We start from the raw sequence: 23,450 nt of genomic DNA on the forward strand, positions 1-23,450 counted from the left end.
TCGCTGTCTGGTAATGAACGGGCCCCCGATCGTAGAGCCCACTCATGCAACTTACTGAGGCTTTAGTCAGTTCCCGGTATCCGGGGGAAAGGAGGCAGGATGTTGCCCATGTCCAACCTTCCTTCCCCCGGCACGCCGATGGCGGCCAGCCCGCTGACCCGTGCCTGCCTCGAAATCGACGAGTACGCGGCCGGCCTCGGCTGGGACAAGCCCGCGCGGCTGTTCGCGCTCGTCGACACCGCCCGGCTCAAGAAGCAGGAGCCGCACCTGGCGAGCCAGCTCGGCCTCGACAAGGACGACGCCGGCCAGTCCTCCCTCACCCCGATCGAGCAGGACGAGGTCCCGGCCGGGACCCCGCTCGACAAGTTCCTCGGCACCATCGCCTGGCCCGAGGCCGTCGTCGGCTGCGCGCTGACGGTGGAGCGGCTGATGCTGCCGCCGTCCGCGGAGGCCTCCGTACCGGAGGGGCTCAGCGACAAGCAGCTGGCGAAGTGGGTGGCCGGGCACCCGGAGCGGCAGGAGGTCCGGCTGACCGTGGCCGTCCTGCGCGACGGCTCGCGCGAGTCCGCCGTGCGGCTGCGCGAGAAGGACTCCTCGACGGAGGTCCTCACCGGCGGGAACCTGGTGCCCGGGCTGGCCGAGGCGCTGGCCGCGACCTTCTCCTAGCAGGGGCCGGGGGGACCGGTCAGGGCTTGGCGCCGCACTGCGGCAGCCCGGCCGTGTCCCCCGTGCGGATCTTCTCCAGTGCCTTCGTGGCGTCGTCGATGGTGGAGACCTTGACCAGGGTCAGCCCGCCGGGCACGTTCTTGGCCGCGGAGGCGCAGTTCTCGGCGGGCGTCAGGAAGTACTCGGCGCCGGCCTTGCGGGCGCCGATGGTCTTCATCTGGATGCCGCCGATCGGGCCGACCTTGCCCGCGTCGTCGATGGTGCCGGTGCCCGCGACGAACTTGCCGCCGGTCAGGTCCTCCGGGGTGAGCTTGTCGACGATGCCGAGGGCGAACATCAGGCCGGCGCTGGGGCCGCCCACATCGGCGAGCTTGATGTCGATGGTGAACGGGAAGGTGTGGTCGGTGCCGGCCCGGATGCCGACGATGGCGTGACCGTCGCCCTCGGCCTTGCCCGCGGTGATCGTGACCTTGGTGGAGCCGGTGGGCTCGCGGTTCGCCTTCGCCGCCTCGGCCGCCTCCGCGGCGGGCACGATGGTGAACTCGACCGGCTCGCCGGGCTTGTGCTTGGTGACGAGCTTGGCCACGTCCTCCGGGGCGGTGACGGGCGCGCCGTCCACGGCCTTGATCACGTCACCGGCGTGCAGCTTGCCGTCGGCGGGGCTCGCCTTGACCACGGAGGCGACGATCACGCGGGCGGTGACCGGGATGCCGAGCTGCTTGAGGGCGGCCACCTTGGCGCTCTGCTGCGACTGGCTGAACTCCTCGGCGTTCTCCTGCGTGGACTGCTCTTCCGTCTTGCCGTCCGGGTAGAGGTTCTCGTGCGGCACGACGATGTTGTCGTCGGCCAGCCACCCGTACACCGCCTCCAGCAGGTTCATGTCGTAGTCCGCGCCCGTGACGCGGACCGTCGTCATGTTGAGGTGACCGCTGGTCGGGTACGTCTTGCGCCCCGAGATGTTGAGGACGGGCTCGCCGTGCGAGTCCCCGAGGGTGTTCACGGTGGGGCCCGGGCTCATCTCCGAGTACGGGACCTTGATGAAGACGCCTGCGCAGAGCAGCGCGAACAGCACGAGGGTGGAGGCGAGCATCGTCGCGGTGCGGCGTGGCATGGATCCGACAGTACGGGACGGCCCTGACGGGCGGCCCCCGGGGCCGGTCCGTACGGGGCCCGCGGGCGAAACTCTCAGGCGGATTTCAGATGAGGCCCGGCCCTTCTCACGGGACGCTCAGACGGCGTCGGAACCGGAGTGGGCCCCTGCTTTGGCCCTGACCTCTACGGACCTGTCGGTCTTGCCGGCCTTGTCGGCCTTGTCCATCACTTCACGGAACCGTGCGTATCCGGCCAGCTCGGATATGTCGCCTTGCGTGCGGTCGCGTGCCGCCCAGCTGCCCCATATCCCCGCGCCGATCGCGGCGAACAGCGGAATCAGCAACCACGCCAGAGACGCCATGGGCCTGCCTCCCTACCCCGAAGTGCTTACGTTTCGTTGTGGCTTCAACGCTGGTGCCCGGGAAGGGGTTACGCAAATCGAGGGCGTGTTGCGCGGCCGAACGGGTGCGAGGCTACCCCCTTCCGGGGGCGCCTCCACACGCGGGGCCCGCGCCCGCCTCAGCAGGCGCCGACCCACTCCTCGGTGCCGTCGGCGAACGTCTGGTGCTTCCAGATCGGGACCTCGTGCTTGAGGTCGTCGATCAGCATCCGGCAGGCCTCGAAGGCCTCGCCGCGGTGCGGGCAGGACACGGCGACGACGACCGCCAGGTCGCCGACGGACAGGTCGCCCACGCGGTGCACGGCGGCCAGGGCGCGGACCGGGTACTTCGCCACGACGCGCTCGGCGACCCGGCGCATCTCGGCCTCGGCCGTGGGGTGGCAGGAGTAGCCGAGCGAATCGACGTCCGAGCCGCCGTCGTGGTTGCGCACCGTGCCGACGAAGAGCGTCGTACCGCCCGTCGCATCGTCGCCGACGGCCTTGAAGACCTCGTCGATCGAAAGCGGGGTCTCACGGATCGCGAGCAGCCGGATGGGGTCCGAAGCGGCCTGCTCGCCGGGGTGATCGAAGTGCGGTGCCATACCGTCCATCGTGCCCTAGCCGCTGACGCGGCGGAATAGCAGTTTCGCCCGGGGCGCACCACCCCCCTTGGGAGCAACGTCCAGCCTCGGCCGAATCCAGCCTCGCCGGCGTTTGGGGCGCGGGGTCCGGGGCGGAGCCCCAGGAGCCCGGGCGCAGCCCGGGGGGGGCGCTTGCGCGGCGGCGCCGCGGGCAAAGGGCGGCTACAGCCCGCGCCGCCGACGGGCCCGCCGCACGGCTGCGGCAGCGCCCAGCAGGGCCACCGTCGCGCCGGCGGCCCCGGCAGCGGTGGCCGCGTCCTTGCGGCCCAGCCGGCGGCCGGCCACGGTGTGCCGCCCCGCCACCTCCTGGAGCAGCTCGGCCAGCACCTCCTCGTTGGTCCAGCGCGGCCGCCACCCCGCCGCGTGCAGCCCGCTCACGCTGACCACCCACGGGTGCATCGTGTACGCGAGGTCCCCGGCGGGCGACGGCGTCAGGCCGATCCGGTGCAGCCGGGCCGCCGCGCCCAGGGCCACCGCCGAGGGGAGTTCCATGCGGCGGATACCGCTCAGCTCCTCCACCTCCTCCTGCTCCAGCCACCCCTCGCAGCCCACCGCGAGCTCGCCCTCGACCTTCTCCAGGGCCGCGTACTCCAGCGCGCTGACCAGGTCCTCCACGTGGCAGAACTGCCACGTCGGCCGGGATCCGGCCACCACGAGCAGCCGCGGGGACTCGAAGTACCGGGTCAGGGCCGTGTCCGTACCGCCGACCAGGACCGCCGGGCGGATCACCGTGACGTTCAGGCCCGGGTGCGCCCGCGGGGCCCGCCGCCCCAGCCGTTCGATCTCCAGCAGGTCCCCGACGCCGGTGGCCTCCGCCGTGGCCCGCAGCTCGGAGTCCTCCGAGAGCGGGATGTCGTTGTCGGGCAGGGCCCCGTAGACCATCGCGGAGGTGCAGAGCACGACCCGGTGCACCCCGGCCGCCGCGGCGGCGGTGAGCACGGTCTGGGTCCCGCGCACGTTGTACGCCGTACGGGCCGCCGGGTCCGTCTCCAGATCGAGGTCCAGCGCGAGGTGGACGACCACGTCGGCACCCCGCAGCTTCTCGGCGATCGCGGGGTCCCGTACGTCCAGGACGTGCCACTGGGCGGTCGCGCAGTCCCCGCGCCGCTCGTCGATCGCCACGACCTGCTTGACCTCGTCGGAGGCGGCCAGGCGGCTCACCAGGGCCGCGCCCACCCCCGTCGCGGCGCCGGTCACGGCGATCACCGGGCTGTTCCGGCGGGGCTCGGCCGGGTTTCGCGGCTGGCGAACGCCGGGGGCGCTGTCACCGTGCTCGGGGCGGTTTTCGGGGTCGTGCGGCGTGCTGCGCTCATCCGAAAGGTGCGGATCTGGGGAACTCACCGGGCGTCTCCAGCGGTTGTCTTCAGTGGGGACGCGCCGTGACGCGTACCTACCAGGTGATGTCCATCCTGCCGCAGCCCAGGAGTCGGCGGAGCACCGAGCCCGTAAGCGGGTCAGGTGTCTACGCTTGGTGTGTTGTCGGACCATCCGCCCGTCGGCTCCTCGCCGGCGGCCCTACGAGCCGAGGAAACCCGTGAGCGACACCCCATTCGGATTCGGCCTTCCGCCGGAGGAGCCGGACAACGGCGACGAGGGCAAGAAGAAGGGCAATCAGGGCGGCCAGGGCGGCCCGGCGAATCCGTTCGGGTTCCCCGGCATGGGCCTGCCGGGCGGCGCGGGCGGTCCCGGCGGCGCGGACAATCCGTTCGCCGCGATGTTCGGTTCGATGAACCCGAACGACCTCGGTGCGGCCTTCCAGCAGCTCGGCCAGATGCTCAGCTACGAGGGCGGTCCCGTGAACTGGGACATGGCCAAGGACATCGCCCGCCAGACCGTCGCGCAGGGCACCGCGGACGGCGTGAAGGACACCAGCGTCGGCGTCGCCGAGAAGTCCGCGGTCGAGGAGGCCGTGCGGCTGGCGGACCTGTGGCTGGACGGCGCGACCTCGCTGCCCTCGGGCGCGGGGACGGCCGTGGCGTGGAGCCGCGCCGAGTGGGTCGAGGCGACCCTCCCGGTGTGGAAGGAGCTCGTGGACCCGGTCGCCGAGCGGGTCGGCGCGGCCATGGGCAGCGTGCTGCCCGAGGAGATGCAGGCCATGGCGGGCCCGCTGCTCGGGATGATGCGATCCATGGGCGGCGCCATGTTCGGGCAGCAGATCGGCCAGGCCGTGGGCGTGCTCGCGGGCGAGGTCGTCGGCTCCACCGACATCGGGCTGCCGCTGGGCCCGGCCGGCAAGGCCGCGCTGCTGCCGCTGAACATCGCGGCCTTCGGCAAGGACCTGGGCGTGCCCCCGGAGGAGGTGCGGCTGTACCTGGCGCTGCGCGAGGCGGCGCACGCCCGGCTCTTCGCCCACGTCCCGTGGCTGCGCTCGCACCTGTTCGGCGCGGTCGAGGGCTACGCCCGCGGCATCAAGGTCGACACCTCGAAGCTGGAGGACGTGGTCGGCCAGCTGGACCCGTCGAATCCGGAGCAGCTCCAGGAGGCGCTCCAGGGCGGCATGTTCCAGCCGCAGGACACCCCCGAGCAGAAGGCCGCGCTGGCCCGCCTGGAGACGGCGCTCGCGCTGGTCGAGGGCTGGGTGGACGCGGTCGTGCACGAGGCGGCCAAGCCCCGGCTGACCTCGGCCGACGCCATGCGCGAGACCATGCGCCGGCGGCGCGCCTCGGGCGGCCCGGCGGAGCAGACCTTCGCGACGCTGATCGGCCTGGAGCTGCGCCCGCGCCGGCTGCGCGACGCCTCGCGGCTGTGGGCCTCGCTCACCGACGCGCGCGGTGTCGACGGCCGCGACGGCCTGTGGGAGCACCCGGACATGCTGCCGACCGCCTCCGACCTGGACGACCCGGACGGCTTCGTCCACCGCGAGCAGCTGGACTTCTCGGAGCTGGACAAGATGCTCGGCGAGGCCGCCGAGAAGCGCGACGAGGACGGCGACGAGAAGAAGTGAGCCTGCACGAAGACGCGGTCCTCGTACTGAAGACCTACGAGGAGCAGCCCGAGCTGCGCGACCTCTACCTGGAGCACCTGTCGGCCCACCCGGACGGGGTCTACAAGCCCTGCCGGGCGGGGCACGTCACGGGCAGCGCGCTGGTGATCGACCCGGCGCGGGGGCGCGTCCTGCTGACCCTGCACAAGAAGCTCGGCATGTGGCTGCAGATGGGCGGACACTGCGAGTCCGGCGACGCGACCCTGGCGGAGGTGGCGCTGCGCGAGGCCCGCGAGGAGTCGGGCATCGAGCACGGTCTGACCCTGCTGCCGGGCGGCCCGGTGCGCCTGGACCGGCATCCGATCCCGGCGCCCTGCAACTGGCACCTGGACGTGCAGTACGCGGCGCTGGCGCCGGCCGGTGCGGAGGCGGAGATCAGCGAGGAGTCGCTGGACCTGCGCTGGTTCCCGTACGAGGAGGTGGCGGCGGTCGCCGACACCTCTGTCGTGCGGCTGCTGGAGGCGACCCTGGCGCGGCTGGACGGCTGAGCCGCGGACGTGAGGACGTGACGAAGGGGCGGTCCCTCGCGGGGCCGCCCCTTCGCCGTACCGGTTCCCTGAACGGCTAGTTCCAGGCGTTGTTCTGGTTCTGCGCGTGGGAGCCGTGCTGGCCCATGCCGAACTGCGCCGCGACGCCCTGGCCGAGCTGGGCGTTCTGCGGCGGCAGCACCTCGCTGGGCTGCACCAGCGCGATGCCGGTGCCGAGGAAGCTCAGCTCCCATCCCTCACCGGTGTTGCCGCGCCGCCGCCAGACTCCGCTGGAGTGCGTCTGGGCCTGCATCTGCACCCGCAGGGAGGTGGACCAGGCGACGATGGCGTCCGCGTCGACGTTGACGTACTTGTCGGGCGTGACGTGCATCATCAGCGGCTGCCCGGAGGTCATCAGCGCGACCTTGCCGCGGCCGCTGATGTTGAGCTGGTACTTGCCGGAGCCGGAGATCCCGTACTGGCTGTCCACCGCGATGACCTCGGTGTGCAGGGTGGAGTCCAGGGCCAGGACGTAGCTGCTGTCGACCGTGAGGCCGTCCTGGTCCACGTCCACGACGTGCACGTACTGGGCCAGGTTGGCCAGGTAGACCGTGCCCTGCCCGGAGCAGCGCATGAGGTCCAGGCCCTCGCCGGTGCGGGCGCGGGCGCGGCGCTGGTTGGAGGTCTGGTACTCGCCGTCGAAGTCGATGAGCCCCTGGTAGGCGACCATCGCGCCCTTGCGGGCGAGCACGTCGTCGGAGCCGGTCAGCGAGACCCGCAGCAGCTGCGGGTTCTGGATCGTGTACCGGTCCTGGGACTGGGCTTCGGCGTGGGCGAAAAGTGCGCTCTGCATGATGTGTCCGCTCCCCCTCAGCCCCGTACCCGGAGCCGGTCGGTGCTGTCCTCGCTGGGCTGTACGACGACGAGGCCCTGGCCGGAGAAGGCCATCTGGTAGGCCTCCCCGCTGCCCCGGCCGACCAGCGACGAGGCCTTGAAGCTGCGCTTCCCCTTGACCTTCAGGTTCGGCGACCAGGCGACGAGCGCGTCGGGGTCGACGTAGGTCTCGTCCTCGCCGCGGCCGCAGTCGACCACGATCGGGGTGCCGCGGGAGGTGAGGGCGACCCAGCCGGTGCCCGCGACCTCCACGTTGAACAGGCCCTGGCCCGCGAACTTGGCGAGGCCCTTGACCCGCTCGACGCCCCACTGGAGGTGGGCGTCGAAGGCGAGCAGGTTGGTGCCGTTGACCGAGAGCGAGTCGTTGTTGAGGTTGATGACGACGACGTCGGCGCCGTAGTCGGCGAGGTAGAGCAGGCCGTCGCCGGTGCACTTCATCAGTGGTGCGCCTTCGCCGGTGATCCACTGCGCGGCCATCTGGCGGACGGCCGGCGGGTTGGGCTCGTACTGGACGAAGCCCTCGTAGGCGACCATCGAGCCGGTGCGGGCGAAGAGGTCCTGGCCGCTCTGCATGGCGACCTTGAGCATGGACCGGCCGTGGTTCTCCATGCGGGCCGTGACGGGGGTCGGGGCGTAGCCCGCGAGCTGCTGGTTCATTGCGTTCATGTCGGGCTCCCTCAGACCTCGTACGGCTGGACGACGATGAAGTTGCCGGGAGCACCGCGGAACTGGAGGTTCACGGTCTCCCCGCTGTGGCCGGGGTAGGCGTTGCGCCGGAGCCGGACCTGGCTGGACAGGATCACCTGGGAGGCGGAGGACCACGCGACGATGGCGTTGCTGTCCGCGAAGGTGGTCGGGGTGACGGGCAGGACGACCGGGACGCCGTGCGTCTTGACGATCACCGTGCCGGTGCCCGAGAACTGCATGGTGAACAGGGCGCCGCCGGGGATGCCGTGGCCTTCGATGCGTCGCACCTCGTGCTGGAGGGACTCGTCGAAGGCGAGGACGGCCTCGGCGGAGACGCAGATCCCGTCGCCCTGGAGCTCGATGGCGTGCAGGTGCGCGCCGTTCTCGGCGAGGAAGACCTGGCCGCGGCCGGTGCAGCGCATGAGCTGCATCTCCTGGCCGGTGGCGTTGCCGACGATGCGGCCGGCGAAGCCCGCGCCCTTGTAGCTGAAGTCGACCTTGCCCTGGTAGAGCACCATGCTGCCCTGGCGGGCGAGGACGGCCTGGCCGCCCATGGCCAGGTCGACGCGCATGAGCTGCTGGTTCTGCGGGGTCCAGCGGCTACCGGTGGGGGCTTCCTTGTACGGCTGGAGGGCCGCGGCGAGACCGGCCGCGGCGGGGGCGGCGGCCTGCGGGGCGTAACCCGGCTGCTGGCCGGGGAACTGGCCCGGAACCTGGCCGTAGCCCGGCGGCGGCTGCTGCCCGTAGGGGGCGGGGGCCGGGGCGGGCGGGGGGACCTGGCCGTACGAGGGCTGCTGCGGCGGCTGTCCGTACGGCGCGGGGGCCGGCGGGGCGGCGAGCGGGGCGGCCATGGTGGGCGCCGAGTGCTGCGGGTACGCCTGCGGCTGCGGGGCGGGGGCGGGCACGGGCGGCGTCCCGAAGGAGGGCGCGGGGGCCGGAGCCTGCGGGGCGGGGGCCGGAGCGCCGAACGACGGCGCGGGGGCCGGGGCCTGCGGGGCCGCCGGGGCGCCGAACGACGGCGCGGGAGCGGCTGCCTGCGGCGGCGGGGCGAACCCGGGCGCGGCGCCGGCCTGGGCCGCGGGCTGCTGCTGCTCCTCCTCGGCGACCTCGCCGCCGAAGTTCTTGAGCAGCGCGGCGAGTCCGCCGTCGAAGCCCTGGCCGACGGCGGCGAAGCGCCACACGTCCTTGAGGTAGAAGTCGCCGAGCATCACGGCCCGCTCGGTGGTGAACTCCGAGCCGGTGAAGGCGTAGCGGACGACCTCTTCGCCGCCCGCGACGATGCGGATGTAGCCGGGCCCGATCTGCGACATCTGTCCGGCGCCGTCGATGGTGGCGGTGAAGGACAGCTTGTGGATGGACGCCGGAACGCGGTCCAGGGTCACCCGGAATGATTCGGTGTCACCGGCCTGGGCACCGAGCTGCTGGATCGACTCCTCTGGCGACTTCGGCTGGTTGAAGAAGACGAAGTAGCGGTCGTCCGACAGCTGCTCGTTCGCGTCGAGGCCGAAACAGCTGATGTCGAAGGTGAGTCCGGGCCCGGCGATCTGGACACCGACATACAGATCGGTGCCCGCCGTCAGATCACTGATCTTGGCCTTGTGGCCCCGTTGGAATTCCCTACCCATGCGTAACGACCGTCCCCCATCCCGACTGTGAATGCGTGCCGCTCAGGCTAACGGCAACTGCCGACATCCGGCCAAGTCGGTACCGACCCGGTACACATCTCCGTGTGCGATGTTGCCGGGCGCGTGGGGTCGGGCTATTCCTCGCGCGCGGCGGGGACCTTCGGGAGGCGTTCGGCGGCGACCACGCCCTCCAGGTATCCGCGGGCCCGCTCGGTGCGGGGGTAGGCCTCCAGCAGCTGCCAGAAGCGGGGGCCGTGGCCGGGCACGAGGAGGTGCGCCAGCTCGTGCAGGAGCACGTAGTCGACGACGTACTCCGGCATCCCCTGGAGGCGGTGCGAGAGCCGGATGCTGCCCTCGGCGGGGGTGCAGGAGCCCCAGCGGGTGTTCTGGTTGGTGACCCAGCGGACCGAGCGGGGGCGGGCGCGGCCGCTGAAGAACTGCTCGGACAAACGCTCGGCGCGCTCGGTGAGTTCCGCGTCCCCGAGGGTGCGCTTGCTCTCCTGCGCGGCCAGCTTGTCGAGCATGACGCCCACCCAGCGCTGCTCCTCGGCCTCCGACATGCGGGCAGGGATGAGGACGACCGTACGGTCACCCTCGCGATAGGCGGATACGGTCCTGCGGCGGCGCGCGCTCCGGCGGACTTCTACGGCGCGCTGCGGTGGGTCGGCGGACACGCCACGACGGTACCCGGTAGCCGTGGCGGAAGTCCCGCCCGTCCGGGGTTCGAACATGATCGATTCACGGGGTACACACGGAACGCCCTATTTCTTCATCCCATATGCCTAATACCCCTTGCCTGTGGACAAATTTCTGCGCGGACTTCGGCGGGCGGGCACTGTTGCGGTGGAACGAACGCAGAACGCGGAGGAATTTCGGGAACGGGGGATGGCGATGTATCCGAAGGTGAAGCCGGCGCTGGCTCGGGCCTGGCGGGATATGCAAACGGTGCAGTTCGGGGTGACTCCCGCGCACGCGGTGGTGCTCGGTCCCGTGGACACGGCGACGGGCACGCTCATCGACCGGATCGACGGGACGCGGGGGATGGAGCTGTTGCGGGCGGAGGCCTCGGGGATGGGGCTGCCGGACGGCCAGGCCGACGAGCTGGTCCGGCGGCTGGCGGGGGCGGGGCTGATCGACGACGTCACCGCCGGCGGCCCGCGGGCGCAGGCCGTGCGCGAACGGCCGGAGGCCCTGGAGCGGCTGGCGCCCGATCTGGGCTCGCTGTCGCTGGTCCACCGGGCGCCGGGCGGGGACTTGCGGGGCATCGCCGCACGCCGGGCGATACGGGTGCAGGTGCGCGGGAGCGGCCGCGTCGGCGCCCTGATCGCGGCGGTCCTGGCCGGGGCCGGCGTGGGCGGGGTCGAAGTGCTCGACGGGGGCCGGGTGGAGCCGGCGGACGTGGCCCCGGGCGGGCTGGGTCCCGGAAGCGTGGGCCGGCTGAGAGCCGAGGCCGCGGGAAAGCTGGTGCGCGAGTCCGCCCCGGGACGCGGCCCTCGGGCCGCCGAGAGCGGGGGGCCGGAGCCCGGGCTCGCACTGGTGGTGGTCGCGCCGCGCGACGGTCTGCACGCCTGGGCCCCGGATCCGGACACCGCCGCCGGCTGGGTCGCCACGGGCATCCCGCACCTGTACGCGGGAGTGCTGGAGGGCACGGGGCTGGTGGGGCCGCTGGTCCTGCCGGGGGCGACGGCGTGCGCGGGGTGCATGGAGCGCGACCGGGTGGACCTGGATCCGGCCTGGCCGCGCATGCTGGTGCAGTGGCGTTCGGCCCACCGCCGAAGAGCCCATGCCGCCTGCGACCTCGGCCTGTCCACCGCGGTGGCCGGCCTGGCCGCGGCCCACGCCCTGTCCTTCCTCGACGGCGAACTCCCCGCCTCCACCGCCTCCCGCTGGGAGGCCGCGCTCCCGACCCTGCACTGGGAGCCGAACCCCCTTCGCCCCCACCCCGACTGCCCGTGCGGGGCGAGCGGGGAGGGTCCAGCGGCGCTGGAGCGGTCGGGAGGAGGATCGGGAGCGGATCGCCCCGGAGGGCCATGACAGGATGCTTGGGGTCCGAGGTCTGAGGGTTGCCGGTCCGGCTGAACCGCCGCTGCGGCGCGGCTGTCTGGGAAATGGAGGGGCGTATGTCTGATCTTCCCCGGAAGGCGGTCACCCGTACCGTCAAGCTGGCCGCGCTGCCGCTCGGCATGGCGGGTCGGGCCACGTGGGGGCTGGGCAAGCGGATCGGGGGCAAGTCCGCGGAGATCGTGGCGCGGGAGCTTCAGAACCGCACCGCCGAGCAGTTGTTCCGAACGCTCGGGGAGCTGAAGGGCGGTGCCATGAAGTTCGGGCAGGCCCTGTCGGTCTTCGAGTCGGCTCTGCCCGAGGAGGTCGCGGGGCCCTACCGGGCGGCGCTGACCAAGCTTCAGGAGGCGGCGCCGCCGCTGCCCGCGGCCACCGTGCACCAGGTGCTGGCCGACCGGCTCGGTGCGGACTGGCGGGATCTCTTCGAGGAGTTCGAGGACAAGCCGGCCGCGGCGGCCTCCATCGGGCAGGTGCACCGCGCCGTGTGGCACGACGGCCGACAGGTCGCGGTCAAGGTCCAGTACCCGGGGGCCGGTGAGGCGCTGCTGTCGGACCTGAAGCAGCTGGGCCGGTTCGCGGGGCTGTTGGGGCCGCTGATACCCGGCATGGAGATCAAGCCGCTGATCAAGGAGTTGCGCAACCGGGTCGCGGAGGAGCTCGACTACGAGCTGGAGGCCGAGGCCCAGCGGACGCACGCGGACGCGTTCGAGGGGGACCCGGACGTGGTCGTACCGGATGTCGTGCACCAGGGCGACCAGGTGCTGGTGACCGAGTGGATGGAGGGGACTCCGCTGTCGGAGGTGATATCCGACGGCACACAGGAGGAGCGCGACCGCGCCGGACAGCTCCTGGCCCGGTTCCTCTTCTCCGGGCCCGCGCGGACCGGGCTGCTGCACGCGGATCCGCACCCGGGGAACTTCCGGCTGATATCCGGGCCGGACGGCCGGTTGCAGCTGGGCGTCCTGGACTTCGGCACGGTGGACCGGCTGCCCGGTGGCTGGCCCAAGCCCATCGGCCGGTCGCTGCGGATGACGCTGGACGGTGACGCCGAAGGGGTCTACGGGCACCTGTGCGCCGAGGGGTTCGTGAAGGAGTCCATCGATCTGGACCCCGACGCGGTGCTGGACTACCTGAAGCCGATCATCGAGCCGGCGGAGGCCGAGGAGTTCACCTTCACCCGGCCGTGGCTGCGCGGCCAGGCGGCGCGGATCGCCGATCCCCGGTCCCCCGCACACCAGTTGGGCCGGCAGATCAACCTGCCGCCCTCGTACCTGCTGATCCACCGGGTGACGCTGAGCACCATCGGCGTGCTGTGCCAGCTGGGCGCGACGGTGCGGCTGCGCGACGAACTGGACTCCTGGCTGCCGGGGTTCCCGACCGCGGAGTGAGGGCGGCCAGGGCGGGGCCGGCTCACCACCAGGAGGAGTCGAGCCTGCCCTCGATCGCCCGGAGGTTGGCCCGGGCGCAGTCGACGCAGAAGTACTGTCTCGTCCCGTTCTCCACCGAGCAGGTCCAGGTGGGCGGGGCGCCGTTGGGGGACTGTGTGCCGCAGCGCGCGCAGACGACGGGCTGGGGCTCGGGTCCCGCAGGGCCGGGGTGGGGGGTCTGCTGGTCCACCTCCAGACGATATCCCCGTAGGGGGTGGACTGGCCTCCGCAACGCACCGGGGGGACCGGTCCCTTCGGACCGGTCCCCCCGGGGAGCCTCTTCTCGGCTGGGCGTCAGCTGTCAGTGCATGACGGCCATGGCCAGCGCGCGCCGGGCGCGCATCGAGACGCGCTCGGCTCGCCGCTGCATGCGGCGGGCGGCCAGCAGGCGCAGGGCGTGACGCTCGGCGTCGGCCTCACGCATGCGGTCGTCCATATGGGCACGGGCCAGGGCTTCTGGGATGAGTTGCATTTCGCGGGTCCTGTTCTGACGCGAGGTGATCGCGCCGGCGGTGATGAAGTCTGCGTGGGCGGAGCCGTGCGGCTGCTCGCTCGTCGTGTGGGCGGTCATGAGGGCCTGCTTCAGGGGGTCGTGCGTGAGGGGGCGGTCGATGGTTCCGTTGGCGGTCATGCCGCGACAACCGGGTTCTTGCGCGGACGGCCACGCGGGCGCTTCCGGGCTACGACGACACCCTGGACGAAGAGCTCGCCACCCCAGACACCCCAGGGCTCGCGGCGCTCGGTCGCCCCGGCGAGGCAGGCCTCGACCAGCGGGCAGGTCCGGCACAGGGACTTGGCGTACTCGACGTCGGCCGGGGACTCGGCGAAGAAGACCTCGGGGTCGAAGGTGCGGCACGGAACGGGGACGCCGAGGTTCTCGATGGCGTCGTCGAGCGCGGTCAGCGCGGTGAGCGGGGTCAAGGCGTGGTCCTCCGGGACTGCGGGCGGGGAGATCGTTTGGGTCTGCGTTACGGACGGGGCGTGCGCTTCGAGTTGCACGGTGGTTTCTTCCTCGTCTTGTTCGGCTAGTCGTTCCGGCCGGTTGGCCGGGTGGCGGCTGGGCTGCTTCGCTTCACCGACTGGTCTTGCCAGTCCCGAGGCCCCTTCGCTCCGTCGTTCCCCGTTCGGGGACAAACAGAAGGGCCGCGGATCCCGGGTGGGGTTCCGCGGCCCTGAAGGCGCCGGCCTGATCACGCGATCAGGCTGGATCACTCCAGGGTTCGAGCCCACGGAAGGCCCACATCAGGTGGTGCTGCTGCTTCGTCGTCTGCTTCGTCTGCTGCGTCTTGAATCCGGCACTGGCGGCACCGGCTGCGGCCGCGAATCCATAGGCGCCATGCGCCTGGGCTTCCGCTACTGCCACCAGTGCCTTGGTCGGTCGCTCATTGCGGCGCGCGCCGGCCGCAAGGGCCGCCGAGAGGGCGGGGCTGTCAGCGGCAATCGCGGACAGACCGGTACCCCGGAGGGAGACGGAACCGAGCAGGCAGGAAGCGGTGACCGAGCGATCGGTCATTTTGATGGCGGTCATGAAGCTGGTCACTGGTCTCGCCTCCTCTCGGCGTCTCGGGGACGGTGGCCCGGGGGCCTGTCCCATGCGTATTCGGATAAGTACAGCACGGATCCGGGGCTTCGGAGAAGCCACCGTTTCCGTTGCTAAGAACCTATGGGTCTTCGCTGGGCATGTGCAAACTATTTTTCCGACGAGTTTCTACGCGTCGTCAGGATCCTCGACCCCGGGTTCCTGACCTGCACAGATGGCCAGCACGTCGGCGCCGTACCGCTCGAGCTTGCGGACGCCCACCCCGGAGATCATCGCGAGCTCCCCCGCCTCGGAGGGTCCGGCCTCCGCGATCGCCATCAGCGTCTTGTCCGTGAAGACGCAGTAGGGGGGCAGGCCTTGCTCCTTCGACCGGTCCGACCGCCACACCCTCAGCCGCTCGTAGAGTCCTTCGTCCATGTCGGAAGGACAGTCTTCGCAGCGCATCAGCTTCATCTCGCCGGCCTCGGTCAGCGTCTTGCCGCAGACCCGGCACAGCGCGGGGCCGCGGCGGCCGCGCTTGCGGGCGGCGGCCCGCTCGGCCGCGCCGCCCGGTCCCGTTCCCGGGGCCGCGGAGCCCGGCCGCAGGCCGTTCAGGAAGCGGCTGGGGCGTCGGGAGGTCCGGCCGCCGGGAGCGCGGGAGAGCGCCCAGGAGAGGGTCAGGTGCAAGCGGGCCCGGGTGACGCCGACATAGAGCAGCCGGCGCTCCTCCTCGATCTGATCGTCGGTCTTGGCGTAGGTAATCGGCATCATGCCGTCGGTGAGGCCGACGAGGAACACGGAGTCCCACTCCAGGCCCTTCGCCGCGTGCAGCGAGGCCAGGGTGACGCCCTGGACGGTCGGGGCGTGCTGGGCGGCCTTGCGCTCCTCGAGCTCGATCGTGAGGTCGGCCAGGCTGGCTCCGGGCCGGGCGCGGGCGAAGTCCTCGGCGAGCCGGACCAGCGCGGCGAGCGATTCCCACTGGTCGCGGACGGCGCCGGAGCCGGCCGGCGGCTCGGTGGACCAGCCGGTGGAGCTGAGCACGGCCCGGACCTGGGAGCCGAGCTCGACGACGTCGTCGAGGAGCGGGTCGTTGCCGCCGGAGCGGGCGGCTCCGCGCAGCGCGAGGATGGCCTTCTGGACCTCCTGGCGCTCGAAGAAGCGCTCGGCTCCGCGCAGCTGGTACGGGACGCCGGCATCGGCGAGGGCCTGCTCGTAGACCTCGGACTGGGCGTTGATGCGGTAGAGCACGGCGATCTCGCCGGCCGGGACGCCCGCCGCGATCAGGTCGCGGATCCGCGCGGCGACGCCCTCGGCCTCGGCGGGCTCGTCCGGGTACTCGGCGTAGACGGGGGCGGGGCCGGGCTCGCGCTGCGAGACCAGCTCGAGTCGGTGCTCGGCGGCGCGCCCCTTGGCCTGGTTGAGCAGGCCGTTGGCGAGGTGGACCACCTGCGGGGTGGAGCGGTAGTCGCGGACCAGCTTGACCACGGTGGCCTGCGGGTAGCGGTTGCGGAAGTTCAGCAGGTGGTCGGGGGTGGCCCCGGTGAAGGAGTAGATCGTCTGGCTGGCGTCGCCGACGACGCACAGGCTGTCGCGCTCGCCGAGCCAGAGGTCGAGGAGCCGCTGCTGGAGCGGGCTGACGTCCTGGTACTCGTCGACGACGAAGTGCTGGTACTGGGCGCGGATCTGCTCGGCGATGTCGTGGCGGTCCTGGAGGATGCCGACGGTCAGGAGCAGCACGTCCTCGAAGTCGATCGCACCGCGGTCGCGCTTGAGCTGCTCGTACGTCCCGTAGATCTGGGCGATCTCGGCCATGTCCCGGGGGGCCTCGCGGCCTGCCTTGAGGGCGGCCGCCGGATAGTCGGCGGGCACGGTCTGGGTGACCTTGGCCCACTCGATCTCGCCGGTGACGTCGCGCAGCTCGCCGCGGTCGAGGCGGATGCGGCACCGGGCGCCGGCCTCGGCGACGAACTGGATCTTGCGCTCCAGGAGCCGGGGGACGTCGCCGCCGACCGCCTTGGGCCAGAAGTACTGGAGCTGGCGCAGGGCGGCGGAGTGGAAGGTGCGGGCCTGGACCCCCTCCGCGCCGAGGCCGCGCAGGCGGCCGCGCATCTCGCCGGCGGCGCGGTTGGTGAAGGTGACGGCCAGCACACTGGCCGGCATGAGCTGGCCGGACCGGACGCCGTAGGCGATGCGGTGGGTGATCGCGCGGGTCTTGCCGGTGCCGGCGCCCGCCAGTACGCACACCGGTCCGCGCAGGGTCGTGGCGACCTCGCGCTGCTCCGGGTCCAGGCCCAGGAGCACCGCGTCCGCCGAGTCGGCGGCGGCGGGGAAGGATGAGGAGTGCGTTGCTGCTGTCACCCCGCCATGCTGCCAGGTCTCGTGGGTCGGGCGGGAAACTTGTCCACAGGCCGCCCTTGTCCGTCGTACTTGTCACACCGGCCCGGCCGCCTCCCGTACGGGAATGGCGGCGCGGTGCCGTACGTTCGACTACTCGGACCACCGAGGCCCCCGAGACGCCACAGAGGAGACCGCAGCATGCAGGACAAGGGTTCCGTGACGATGTACAGCACGACCTGGTGCGGCTACTGCCGCCGGCTGAAGACCCAGCTGGACCGGGAAGGCATCGCGTACAACGAGATCAACATCGAGCTGGACCCCGAGTCCGCGGCCTTCGTCGAGAAGGCGAACAACGGCAACCAGACGGTCCCCACCGTCCTCGTGGTCTCCCCCGGCGGCAGCGAGTCGGTCATGACGAACCCGAGCCTGGCCCAGGTCAAGCAGGCCCTCGCCGTCTGACGCCCCCCTCGCTCCAGAAAGGCCCCCGCCCCGGCGGGGGCCTTCTGCGTCAGGCGGCGGGGGCGGGCTTCGGGAGGGGGCGGCCGTACCAGAGTTCGACGAGGCGGGCGGCGATGGAGATGCCCGACGGGGGGATGACCTCGCCGGACTCGAAGGCCTCGCGGAGCTCCTCGCGGGAGAACCAGCGGGCCTCCTGGATCTCCTCGCCGTCGACGTTGATCTCCGAGGTGGTGGCGCGGGCGTTGAAGCCCAGCATCAGGCTGTACGGGAAGGGCCACGGCTGGCTGGCCACGTACTCGACCTCGCCGATCCTGACGCCCGCCTCCTCCCACACCTCGCGGACGACGGACTGCTCGATCGACTCGCCGGGTTCGACGAACCCGGCGAGGGTGGAGAACCGGCCCTCCGGCCAGTGCACCTGGCGGCCCAGCAGCGCGCGGTCCTGGTCGTCCGTGACCAGCATGATCACGGCCGGGTCGGTGCGCGGGTAGTGCTCCGCGCCGCAGCCCGGGCAGCGGCGGATGTGCCCGGCGGCCGCGACCACCGTGCGCTCGCCGCAGCGGGAGCAGAAGCGGTGCATCCGCTGCCAGTTCTCCAGGGCGACCGCGTGCACCATGAGCCCGGCGTCGCGCGGGTTCAGCAGCAGTCCGGCCTCGCGCAGGCCGGCCGGGCGGGCCGACTGGTCCATGCGGCCCGGCAGCGCGTCCTTCTGGAGCGCGAAGTACCGTACGCCGTCCTCGTCGGTGCCCAGGAAGTACCGGTGGGTCTCGGTGACGGGGGCCTCGAAGGCCGGGGTCATGACGATGCCGGTGCTCCCGTCGGGGGTGTCGTCGATCAGGACCTGGCCGCCGGAGACGACGAAGACGCGGGTCGTCGGGTGGCTCCAGGCGGCGGCGAGCCAGGCCTCGTCGAGGCGGTGGTGCGCGGCACGGTCGATTCCGCTGGGCGCGGTGAGCGAGAGAGGGCGCTCGGTATGGGTGCTCACAGGTACTTCCAACTCCCCCGGTGGTGGGACAAGGCAGGCTCAGAGACTCACGTGCTGGGTGCGGGTCGGGCGGTCAGGCGGGCTTCCAGTGGGCGGCCAGGTCGCCCCACAGGTAGGCGGTCGTCTCGACGCCCTTGAGGAGCAGGTCCAGCTCGACCTTCTCGTTCGGCGAGTGCCAGCCGTCGGACGGGACGGAGATGCCGAGGAACAGGACGGGCGCGTCCAGGACGTCCTGGAGGTCCGCCGCCGGGCCGGAGCCGCCCTCGCGGGTGAAGCGGACCTCCTGGCCGAAGGCGCGGCCCATGGACCGTACGACCGACTGCAGCGCCGGGTGGTCCAGCGGCGTCAGGCACGGGCGGGTCGGCGCGCCGAAGACGATGGAGTGCCGGATTCCGTCGGGGATCCGGGCCGCCACCCAGTCCCGTACGGCCGCTTCGACCTCGTACGGGTCCTGCCCCGACACCAGGCGGAACGAGAGCTTCAGGTGGGCGGAGGCGGGCACGATGGTCTTGCCGCCGGGGCCCTGGTAGCCGCCGCCGATGCCGTTGACCTCGGCGGTCGGGCGGGCCCAGACCCGCTCCAGGGTGGAGTAGCCCTTCTCGCCGGCGGCCGCGTGGGACTTGGCCGTACGGAGCCACTCGGACTCGTCGAAGGGGAGCTCGGAGATCAGCCGGCGCTCGGCGTCGGTCAGCTCGGTGATGTTGTCGTAGAAGCCGGGGATCGTGACCCGCTCGTCGGCGTCGTGCAGGGCCGCGACCAGGCGGGCCGCGACGGTGGCCGGGTTGGGGACGGCCCCGCCGAAGGCGCCGGAGTGGATGTCCTGGTCCGGGCCGTGGAAGTCGATCTCGCAGTCGGCGACGCCGCGCATGCCGGTGCAGACGGTGGGGGTGGTCTCGGACCACATGCCGGTGTCGGAGACGATCACGACATCGGCGGCGAGCGCCTCGGCCCGCTCCTCGACCAGGGCGCGGAAGTGGATGGAGCCGGACTCCTCCTCGCCCTCGATGAGGAGCTTGAGGTGCACGGCGGGGGCGGCGGCGCCGGTGGCCGCCAGGTGCGCGCGTACGCCGAGGGTGTGGAAGAAGACCTGGCCCTTGTCGTCGGCGGCGCCGCGGCCGTACATGCGGCCGCCCTGGACCACCGGCTCGAACGGGTCGGTGTGCCAGCCGTCGGCGAGGGCGGCGGGCTGCACGTCGTGGTGCCCGTAGACGAGGACGGTGGGTGCGGCCGGGTCGGCGGCCGGCCAGTGCGCGAAGACGGCGGGGGCGCCGGGGGTCTCCCAGACCTCGGCGACCGGGAAACCGGTCTCCTTGAGCTTCGCCGCGAGCCATTGCGCGCTGCGGCGTACGTCGCCCGCGTGCTCGGGCTGGGCCGAGACGGAGGGGATGCGGAGCCACTCGGCGAGGTCGTCGAGGAAGGCGGCGCGGTGGGTGTCGATGTACGTGCGGACGACGCTGTCCGGCGGGGTGTCGCTCATGCCCACGAGCCTAGCTGTCCGCCTGGTGGGCACCGTCCGGGCCCGGTTCCCCTTGGAGGATCCGCTCAAGGCGGGCGCGGTCGGGGAGGTCGCGGGGGCGGATGACGCGGCCGCTGCGGACGTGGAGGAAGGCGGCGGTGACCTGGTCGAGGGGGGTTCCGGTGGCTTCGGCCCAGGCCAGGCGGTAGATCGCGAGCTGGAGGGGGTCGGCCTCGGTGGTGCGGCCGGTCTTCCAGTCGACGATCTCGTACGAACCGTCCGGGTTCTGGTACACGGCGTCGATCCGGCCGCGGATGACGCGGCCGGCGAGGGTGAGCTGGACCGGGGCCTCCATCCGATGGGGCGGGCGGTCGGCGTACGGGCTGCGCTCGAAGGCGGCCTTGAGGGAGTCGAGGTCGGCCTCGTCTGCGACCTCCTGGTCGGATCCGGGGAGCTCGGTGACGGGGTCGAGGACGTCGAGGAGCGGGAGCGGGAGCTCGTCGAAGCGGGACTCGACCCAGGCGTGGAAGCGGGTGCCCTGGCGGGCGGCGGGCTGGGGGGGCTTGGGCATGGGGCGGGCGAGCTCGCGGACGAAGCCGGGCTCGTCGGCGGCGAGCCGCAGGAGCTGGCTGGCGGAGAGCGCGGCGGGGAGCGGGACGTCGCGGACGGCGGCGCGGGCACGGCGGAGCTCGCCCTCGAGGGCTTCGAGGTCGCGGTCCCAGGAGGCGATGGCCCGCGCCTCTTCGGGGGTGACGGGACCCGACTCGGCCGCGCCGCCGCTCGAGCCGGCAGGGGTGCCCGACTCGGCTGCGCCGCCGCTCCGGCCGGCGGGGATGCCCGACTCGGCTGCGCCGCCGCTCCGGCCGGCGGGGATGCCCGACTCGGCTGCGCCGTGGCGCGGCCCGTGGGTGGGGTCTGCGGCCCCGGCTGCGGGGCGCGAGGGCTGCGGGGTGGCGGCCGCCCAGGGCTCGCCCGCCCACGGGTCCTCAGGGTCCTGCCCCACGGGGGCGGGGCCTTCAGGGCCGGGCGCGACTGCGCCGCCCCGGGGCTCCGCCGGCCACGGTTCGACTGCCCACGGGTCCTCGGGGTTCTGCCCCCCGGCAGGGCCCTCCGGGCCGGGTGCGGTGCCCCAGGGAGCTTCCGGGTCCGGAACGGGTTCGTCCTCGTAGGACGGGTCCTCGCAGTGCGGGGGCCAGAGGTATGAGTCGTCCGGTTCCGGGGGCGGAGTCGCCAGGTAGGACTCCACCAGGGCCGCCGCCTCTCGGCGGAGGGTGAGGGAGCCCCGGTCCAGGGGGAGCGGCCAGGAGTGGTCCGCCTCCGCCGCGGCGGACAGGGACGGGTTCTCGGCGTCGGGCGCCGGTTCGTCCGCCCAGGCCTCGATCTCGCCGAAGCCGGCCGCGCAGTGGTCGTGGAGGGCCGTGAGGAAGGGGGACGGGCCGCGGCGCTTCTTCTGGCTCGGGCCCCACCAGTGGCCCGAGGCCAGCAGGAGGGAGCGGGGGCGGGTGAAGGTCACGTAGCCGAGGCGGAGTTCCTCCGTCGTCTTGTGGTGCTTGAGGGCCGCCTTGAAGGCGCGGAGGCCGGCCGAGGTCCAGGCCGGGTCCCCGGGCAGGGTCGGGGCGTCGCCGCGCAGCGCGTACGGGAGCACCTTCGCGTACGAGGTCCAGGCCTCCGGGGGCTTCTCCTTCGGGAAGGAGCCGGCGCAGAGGTCGGGGACGACGACCACGTCCCACTCCAGGCCCTTGGACTTGTGGGCCGTCAGGACCTTGACCGTGTTCTCCCCGCCGGGCAGGGCGTGGTCCAGGCCCTTCTCGTACTGGGCGGCCGTGCGCAGGAAGGCCAGGAAGGCCAGCAGCGAGGCCTCGCCGTCCAGGGCGGCGAAGCCCGCGGCGACGTCCATGAAGTTCGACAGTGTCTCGCGGCGGCGGGCCGCCAGGGCGTGGGGGGAGGCCGAGAGCTCCACTTCCAGGCCCGTCGCGGCCAGGACGCGGTGCAGGACGTCCATCAGGGGATCGGCCAGCGAGCGCCGCAGGTCGCGCAGTTCCTGGGCGAGGTGGGCGAAGCGGACCCGGGCCTCCGCCGAGAAGGGCAGGTCGTCGGGGGCCGATCCCGCGCCGTCGAGGAAGGTCTCCAACGCGTCGGCCAGGGACACGATCTCCGCCGGGTCGACCCCCTCCACCGCCGCCGCCAGCCGTTCGTCGGGATCCGCGTCGGCCGGCGAGCGGCCCACCAGCAGCCGGGCGCGGCGGCCCAGCAGGGCCAGGTCCCGCGCGCCGATCCGCCAGCGCGGGCCGATGAGGAGCCGGACGAGGGAGGCGTTGGCGCCCGGGTCCTGGAGGACCTCGCAGACGGCGACGAGGTCGGCGACCTCGGGGAGGTGGAGGAGCCCCGACAGGCCGACCACTTCCACGGGGACGTCCCGCTCGACCAAGACGGCCTGGATCCGCGCGAAGTCCCCGGCGGACCGGCACAGTACGGCGATCTCGCGGGGCTCCGTCCCGGTGCGGACCAGGTGCGCGACGGAGTCCGCGAGCCACTCCAGCTCCTCGGCGTGGGTCTCCAGCAGGGCGGCCCGGACGAAGCCGGCGCCCTCCGCGTCGGGCGCGGGGCGCAGCGCCTCGACCCCCTCGTGCATGTCGCGCAGCGGGGCCGCGAGCCCGTTGGCGAGGTCGAGCAGGCGGCCGCCGCTGCGCCGGTTCTCGCTGAGCGAGAACCGGGTGGCGGGGGTTCCGTCGGCGTGCGGGAAGTGCTCGGGGAAGTCGTCGAGGTTGGCCACGGAGGCGCCGCGCCAGCCGTAGATGGCCTGGCAGGGGTCGCCGACGGCGGTCACGGCGTGGCCGGTGCCCGCGCCGAAGAGGCCGGAGAGCAGGAGGCGCTGGGCGACGGAGGTGTCCTGGTACTCGTCCAGGAGGACCACCTTGAACTCTTCGCGCAGCAGGGCGCCGACCTCGGGGCGGGTGGTGGCGAGCCGGGCGGAGAGGGCTATCTGGTCGCTGAAGTCGAAGAGGTCGCGGGAGCGTTTGGCGGCGCGGTAGCGGCTGACGAGCTCCAGCAGTTCCAGGCGGCCGCGCACGGCCTCCGGCACCTTGCGCAGGTCGTCGTTGGTGAGCTTGACCTCGGCGAGGGTGTTCAGCAGCTCGGTGTCGTACGCCCGCAGCGCGTCCGGTTCGACCAGGTGCTCGGAGAGCTCGGCGTCGAGCGCGAGGAGGTCGCCCACGAGGTCGGGGACGGACTTGGTGAGGAAGGGGTACGGGCCGGGGGCCTCGCGCAGCACCTTGGCGGCGAGCTGGAAGCGGGTGGCGTCGGCGAGGAGGCGGGAGCTGGGCTCCAGGCCGATGCGCAGGCCGTGGTCCTTGAGGAGCTGGCCGGCGAAGGCGTGGTAGGTGGAGATCCGCGGTTCGCCGCCGGCCGCCCCGGTGTCGGCCGGGGAAGGGTCCGGGTCGGCGATGCCGGCCCGCGCGAGGGCCTTGCGTACGCGCTCGGACAGCTCGCCGGCAGCCTTGTTGGTGAAGGTCAGGCCGAGGACCTGCTCGGGCGCGACCGCGCCGGTGCCGACCAGCCAGACCACGCGGGCGGCCATGACGGTGGTCTTGCCGGAGCCGGCGCCGGCGACGATGACCTGCGGGGCGGGCGGGGCCGTGACGCAGGCGAGCTGTTCGGGTGTGAAGGGGATGCCGAGGAGCTCCTTGAGCTGCTCGGGGTCGGTGAGGACGGACGGACGCGCGGACACGTGAAGAGGCTAGCCGCACCCACCGACACTCCCCGCCGCCCGCCG

Annotated in this window: 22 protein-coding genes; 6 read left to right on the plus strand and 16 right to left on the minus strand. The window is 72.7% G+C overall.

Annotation, left to right across the window (positions count from 1 at the left end):
- Positions 1–99 precede the first annotated feature (99 nt).
- Positions 100–666: a PPA1309 family protein gene (locus ACGFYU_RS26000; RefSeq protein ID WP_393829727.1), complete on the plus strand. Its 567-nt coding sequence runs from the start codon at positions 100–102 to the stop codon at positions 664–666.
- Between the two features lie 19 nt (positions 667–685).
- Here ACGFYU_RS26000 and ACGFYU_RS26005 read toward each other — a convergent pair whose 3' ends face one another.
- The 4 genes from ACGFYU_RS26005 to ACGFYU_RS26020 form a co-directional block, all read right to left on the minus strand.
- Positions 686–1,777 (minus strand): PDZ domain-containing protein, encoded by a 1,092-nt coding sequence (locus ACGFYU_RS26005; RefSeq protein ID WP_393829728.1) that lies wholly within the window; start codon positions 1,775–1,777, stop codon positions 686–688.
- 117 nt (positions 1,778–1,894) lie between these two features.
- The gene (locus ACGFYU_RS26010; protein WP_393829729.1) at positions 1,895–2,119 is read right to left on the minus strand and encodes a hypothetical protein; all 225 of its coding nucleotides are present in this window, start codon (positions 2,117–2,119) and stop codon (positions 1,895–1,897) included.
- A gap of 158 nt (positions 2,120–2,277) precedes the next feature.
- On the minus strand, positions 2,278–2,739 hold the full coding sequence (locus ACGFYU_RS26015) for a molybdenum cofactor biosynthesis protein MoaE (RefSeq protein WP_393829730.1): 462 nt from the start codon (positions 2,737–2,739) through the stop codon (positions 2,278–2,280).
- A 201-nt stretch (positions 2,740–2,940) separates the two neighbouring features.
- Positions 2,941–4,119, minus strand: coding sequence for an SDR family oxidoreductase (locus tag ACGFYU_RS26020; protein ID WP_393829731.1), 1,179 nt, complete (start codon positions 4,117–4,119; stop codon positions 2,941–2,943).
- 193 nt (positions 4,120–4,312) lie between these two features.
- Here ACGFYU_RS26020 and ACGFYU_RS26025 point away from each other — a divergent pair, with 193 nt between their 5' ends.
- Both ACGFYU_RS26025 and ACGFYU_RS26030 read left to right on the plus strand, forming a co-directional pair.
- Positions 4,313–5,722, plus strand: a complete 1,410-nt coding sequence (locus ACGFYU_RS26025; RefSeq protein ID WP_393829732.1) for a zinc-dependent metalloprotease — start codon at positions 4,313–4,315, stop codon at positions 5,720–5,722.
- Positions 5,719–6,249: an NUDIX hydrolase gene (locus ACGFYU_RS26030; RefSeq protein ID WP_393829733.1), complete on the plus strand. Its 531-nt coding sequence runs from the start codon at positions 5,719–5,721 to the stop codon at positions 6,247–6,249. The genes ACGFYU_RS26025 and ACGFYU_RS26030 overlap by 4 nt, the downstream gene beginning before the upstream one ends.
- A 76-nt stretch (positions 6,250–6,325) precedes the next feature.
- On the opposite strand, the gene ACGFYU_RS26035 is transcribed toward ACGFYU_RS26030, so the two are convergent.
- The 4 genes from ACGFYU_RS26035 to ACGFYU_RS26050 form a co-directional block, all read right to left on the minus strand.
- Positions 6,326–7,081: an AIM24 family protein gene (locus tag ACGFYU_RS26035; RefSeq protein ID WP_393829734.1), complete on the minus strand. Its 756-nt coding sequence runs from the start codon at positions 7,079–7,081 to the stop codon at positions 6,326–6,328.
- 17 nt (positions 7,082–7,098) lie between these two features.
- Positions 7,099–7,779, minus strand: coding sequence for an AIM24 family protein (locus ACGFYU_RS26040; RefSeq protein ID WP_393829849.1), 681 nt, complete (start codon positions 7,777–7,779; stop codon positions 7,099–7,101).
- Positions 7,780–7,799: 20 nt separating this feature from the next.
- A complete protein-coding gene (locus ACGFYU_RS26045; RefSeq protein ID WP_393829735.1) occupies positions 7,800–9,434 on the minus strand; it encodes a TerD family protein in 1,635 nt (544 codons plus the stop codon).
- A gap of 134 nt (positions 9,435–9,568) precedes the next feature.
- Positions 9,569–10,165, minus strand: coding sequence for a M48 family metallopeptidase (locus ACGFYU_RS26050; protein WP_393829736.1), 597 nt, complete (start codon positions 10,163–10,165; stop codon positions 9,569–9,571).
- A gap of 160 nt (positions 10,166–10,325) precedes the next feature.
- On the opposite strand from ACGFYU_RS26050, the gene ACGFYU_RS26055 reads away from it, so the two are divergent.
- Together ACGFYU_RS26055 and ACGFYU_RS26060 are read left to right on the plus strand one after the other, a co-directional pair.
- Positions 10,326–11,468, plus strand: coding sequence for a ThiF family adenylyltransferase (locus ACGFYU_RS26055; protein ID WP_393829850.1), 1,143 nt, complete (start codon positions 10,326–10,328; stop codon positions 11,466–11,468).
- Between the two features lie 86 nt (positions 11,469–11,554).
- Entirely contained in the window at positions 11,555–12,883 is a 1,329-nt protein-coding gene (locus ACGFYU_RS26060; protein ID WP_393829737.1) for an ABC1 kinase family protein, read from the plus strand.
- A gap of 22 nt (positions 12,884–12,905) precedes the next feature.
- On the opposite strand, the gene ACGFYU_RS26065 is transcribed toward ACGFYU_RS26060, so the two are convergent.
- The 5 genes from ACGFYU_RS26065 to ACGFYU_RS26085 form a co-directional block, all read right to left on the minus strand.
- Positions 12,906–13,112, minus strand: coding sequence for a hypothetical protein (locus tag ACGFYU_RS26065; RefSeq protein ID WP_393829738.1), 207 nt, complete (start codon positions 13,110–13,112; stop codon positions 12,906–12,908).
- Between the two features lie 111 nt (positions 13,113–13,223).
- Complete coding sequence (locus tag ACGFYU_RS26070; protein WP_382646336.1) at positions 13,224–13,553, minus strand: hypothetical protein; 330 nt, start codon at positions 13,551–13,553, stop codon at positions 13,224–13,226.
- Entirely contained in the window at positions 13,550–13,921 is a 372-nt protein-coding gene (locus ACGFYU_RS26075; protein WP_393829739.1) for a WhiB family transcriptional regulator, read from the minus strand. Before ACGFYU_RS26075 ends, ACGFYU_RS26070 begins: the two co-directional genes overlap by 4 nt.
- Positions 13,922–14,120: 199 nt before the next feature.
- Complete coding sequence (locus ACGFYU_RS26080) at positions 14,121–14,450, minus strand: hypothetical protein (protein WP_393829851.1); 330 nt, start codon at positions 14,448–14,450, stop codon at positions 14,121–14,123.
- 180 nt (positions 14,451–14,630) lie between these two features.
- Positions 14,631–16,799, minus strand: a complete 2,169-nt coding sequence (locus tag ACGFYU_RS26085; protein WP_393829740.1) for an ATP-dependent DNA helicase UvrD2 — start codon at positions 16,797–16,799, stop codon at positions 14,631–14,633.
- 177 nt (positions 16,800–16,976) lie between these two features.
- Between ACGFYU_RS26085 and ACGFYU_RS26090 the strand changes: the two genes are divergently transcribed.
- Positions 16,977–17,237 (plus strand): mycoredoxin, encoded by a 261-nt coding sequence (locus ACGFYU_RS26090; protein ID WP_393829741.1) that lies wholly within the window; start codon positions 16,977–16,979, stop codon positions 17,235–17,237.
- Between the two features lie 49 nt (positions 17,238–17,286).
- Here the strand turns inward: ACGFYU_RS26090 and nudC are convergent, their stop codons facing one another.
- The 3 genes from nudC to ACGFYU_RS26105 all read right to left on the minus strand — a co-directional run bounded on the left by nudC (position 17,287) and on the right by ACGFYU_RS26105 (position 23,405).
- Positions 17,287–18,234, minus strand: a complete 948-nt coding sequence (nudC, locus tag ACGFYU_RS26095; RefSeq protein ID WP_393829742.1) for an NAD(+) diphosphatase — start codon at positions 18,232–18,234, stop codon at positions 17,287–17,289.
- A gap of 61 nt (positions 18,235–18,295) precedes the next feature.
- A complete protein-coding gene (locus ACGFYU_RS26100; RefSeq protein ID WP_393829743.1) occupies positions 18,296–19,699 on the minus strand; it encodes a dipeptidase in 1,404 nt (467 codons plus the stop codon).
- A 10-nt stretch (positions 19,700–19,709) separates the two neighbouring features.
- Positions 19,710–23,405 (minus strand): UvrD-helicase domain-containing protein, encoded by a 3,696-nt coding sequence (locus ACGFYU_RS26105; RefSeq protein ID WP_393829744.1) that lies wholly within the window; start codon positions 23,403–23,405, stop codon positions 19,710–19,712.
- Positions 23,406–23,450 lie beyond the last annotated feature (45 nt).

Origin of the sequence: Streptomyces sp. NPDC048337 (assembly GCF_043201175.1) — a bacterium.
In the GTDB taxonomy this organism is placed as follows: domain Bacteria; phylum Actinomycetota; class Actinomycetes; order Streptomycetales; family Streptomycetaceae; genus Streptomyces.

Coding starts and splice junctions, on each gene's coding strand:
- ACGFYU_RS26000 (WP_393829727.1), top strand. CDS start 100: ATGTTGCCCATGTCCAACCTTCCTTCCCCCGGCACGCCGATGGCGGCC.
- ACGFYU_RS26005 (WP_393829728.1), bottom strand. CDS start 1,777: ATGCCACGCCGCACCGCGACGATGCTCGCCTCCACCCTCGTGCTGTTC.
- ACGFYU_RS26010 (WP_393829729.1), bottom strand. CDS start 2,119: ATGGCGTCTCTGGCGTGGTTGCTGATTCCGCTGTTCGCCGCGATCGGC.
- ACGFYU_RS26015 (WP_393829730.1), bottom strand. CDS start 2,739: ATGGCACCGCACTTCGATCACCCCGGCGAGCAGGCCGCTTCGGACCCC.
- ACGFYU_RS26035 (WP_393829734.1), bottom strand. CDS start 7,081: ATGCAGAGCGCACTTTTCGCCCACGCCGAAGCCCAGTCCCAGGACCGG.
- ACGFYU_RS26040 (WP_393829849.1), bottom strand. CDS start 7,779: ATGAACCAGCAGCTCGCGGGCTACGCCCCGACCCCCGTCACGGCCCGC.
- ACGFYU_RS26045 (WP_393829735.1), bottom strand. CDS start 9,434: ATGGGTAGGGAATTCCAACGGGGCCACAAGGCCAAGATCAGTGATCTG.
- ACGFYU_RS26050 (WP_393829736.1), bottom strand. CDS start 10,165: ATGTTCGAACCCCGGACGGGCGGGACTTCCGCCACGGCTACCGGGTAC.
- ACGFYU_RS26055 (WP_393829850.1), top strand. CDS start 10,326: ATGTATCCGAAGGTGAAGCCGGCGCTGGCTCGGGCCTGGCGGGATATG.
- ACGFYU_RS26060 (WP_393829737.1), top strand. CDS start 11,555: ATGTCTGATCTTCCCCGGAAGGCGGTCACCCGTACCGTCAAGCTGGCC.
- ACGFYU_RS26070 (WP_382646336.1), bottom strand. CDS start 13,553: ATGACCGCCAACGGAACCATCGACCGCCCCCTCACGCACGACCCCCTG.
- ACGFYU_RS26080 (WP_393829851.1), bottom strand. CDS start 14,450: ATGACCGCCATCAAAATGACCGATCGCTCGGTCACCGCTTCCTGCCTG.
- ACGFYU_RS26090 (WP_393829741.1), top strand. CDS start 16,977: ATGCAGGACAAGGGTTCCGTGACGATGTACAGCACGACCTGGTGCGGC.
- ACGFYU_RS26100 (WP_393829743.1), bottom strand. CDS start 19,699: ATGAGCGACACCCCGCCGGACAGCGTCGTCCGCACGTACATCGACACC.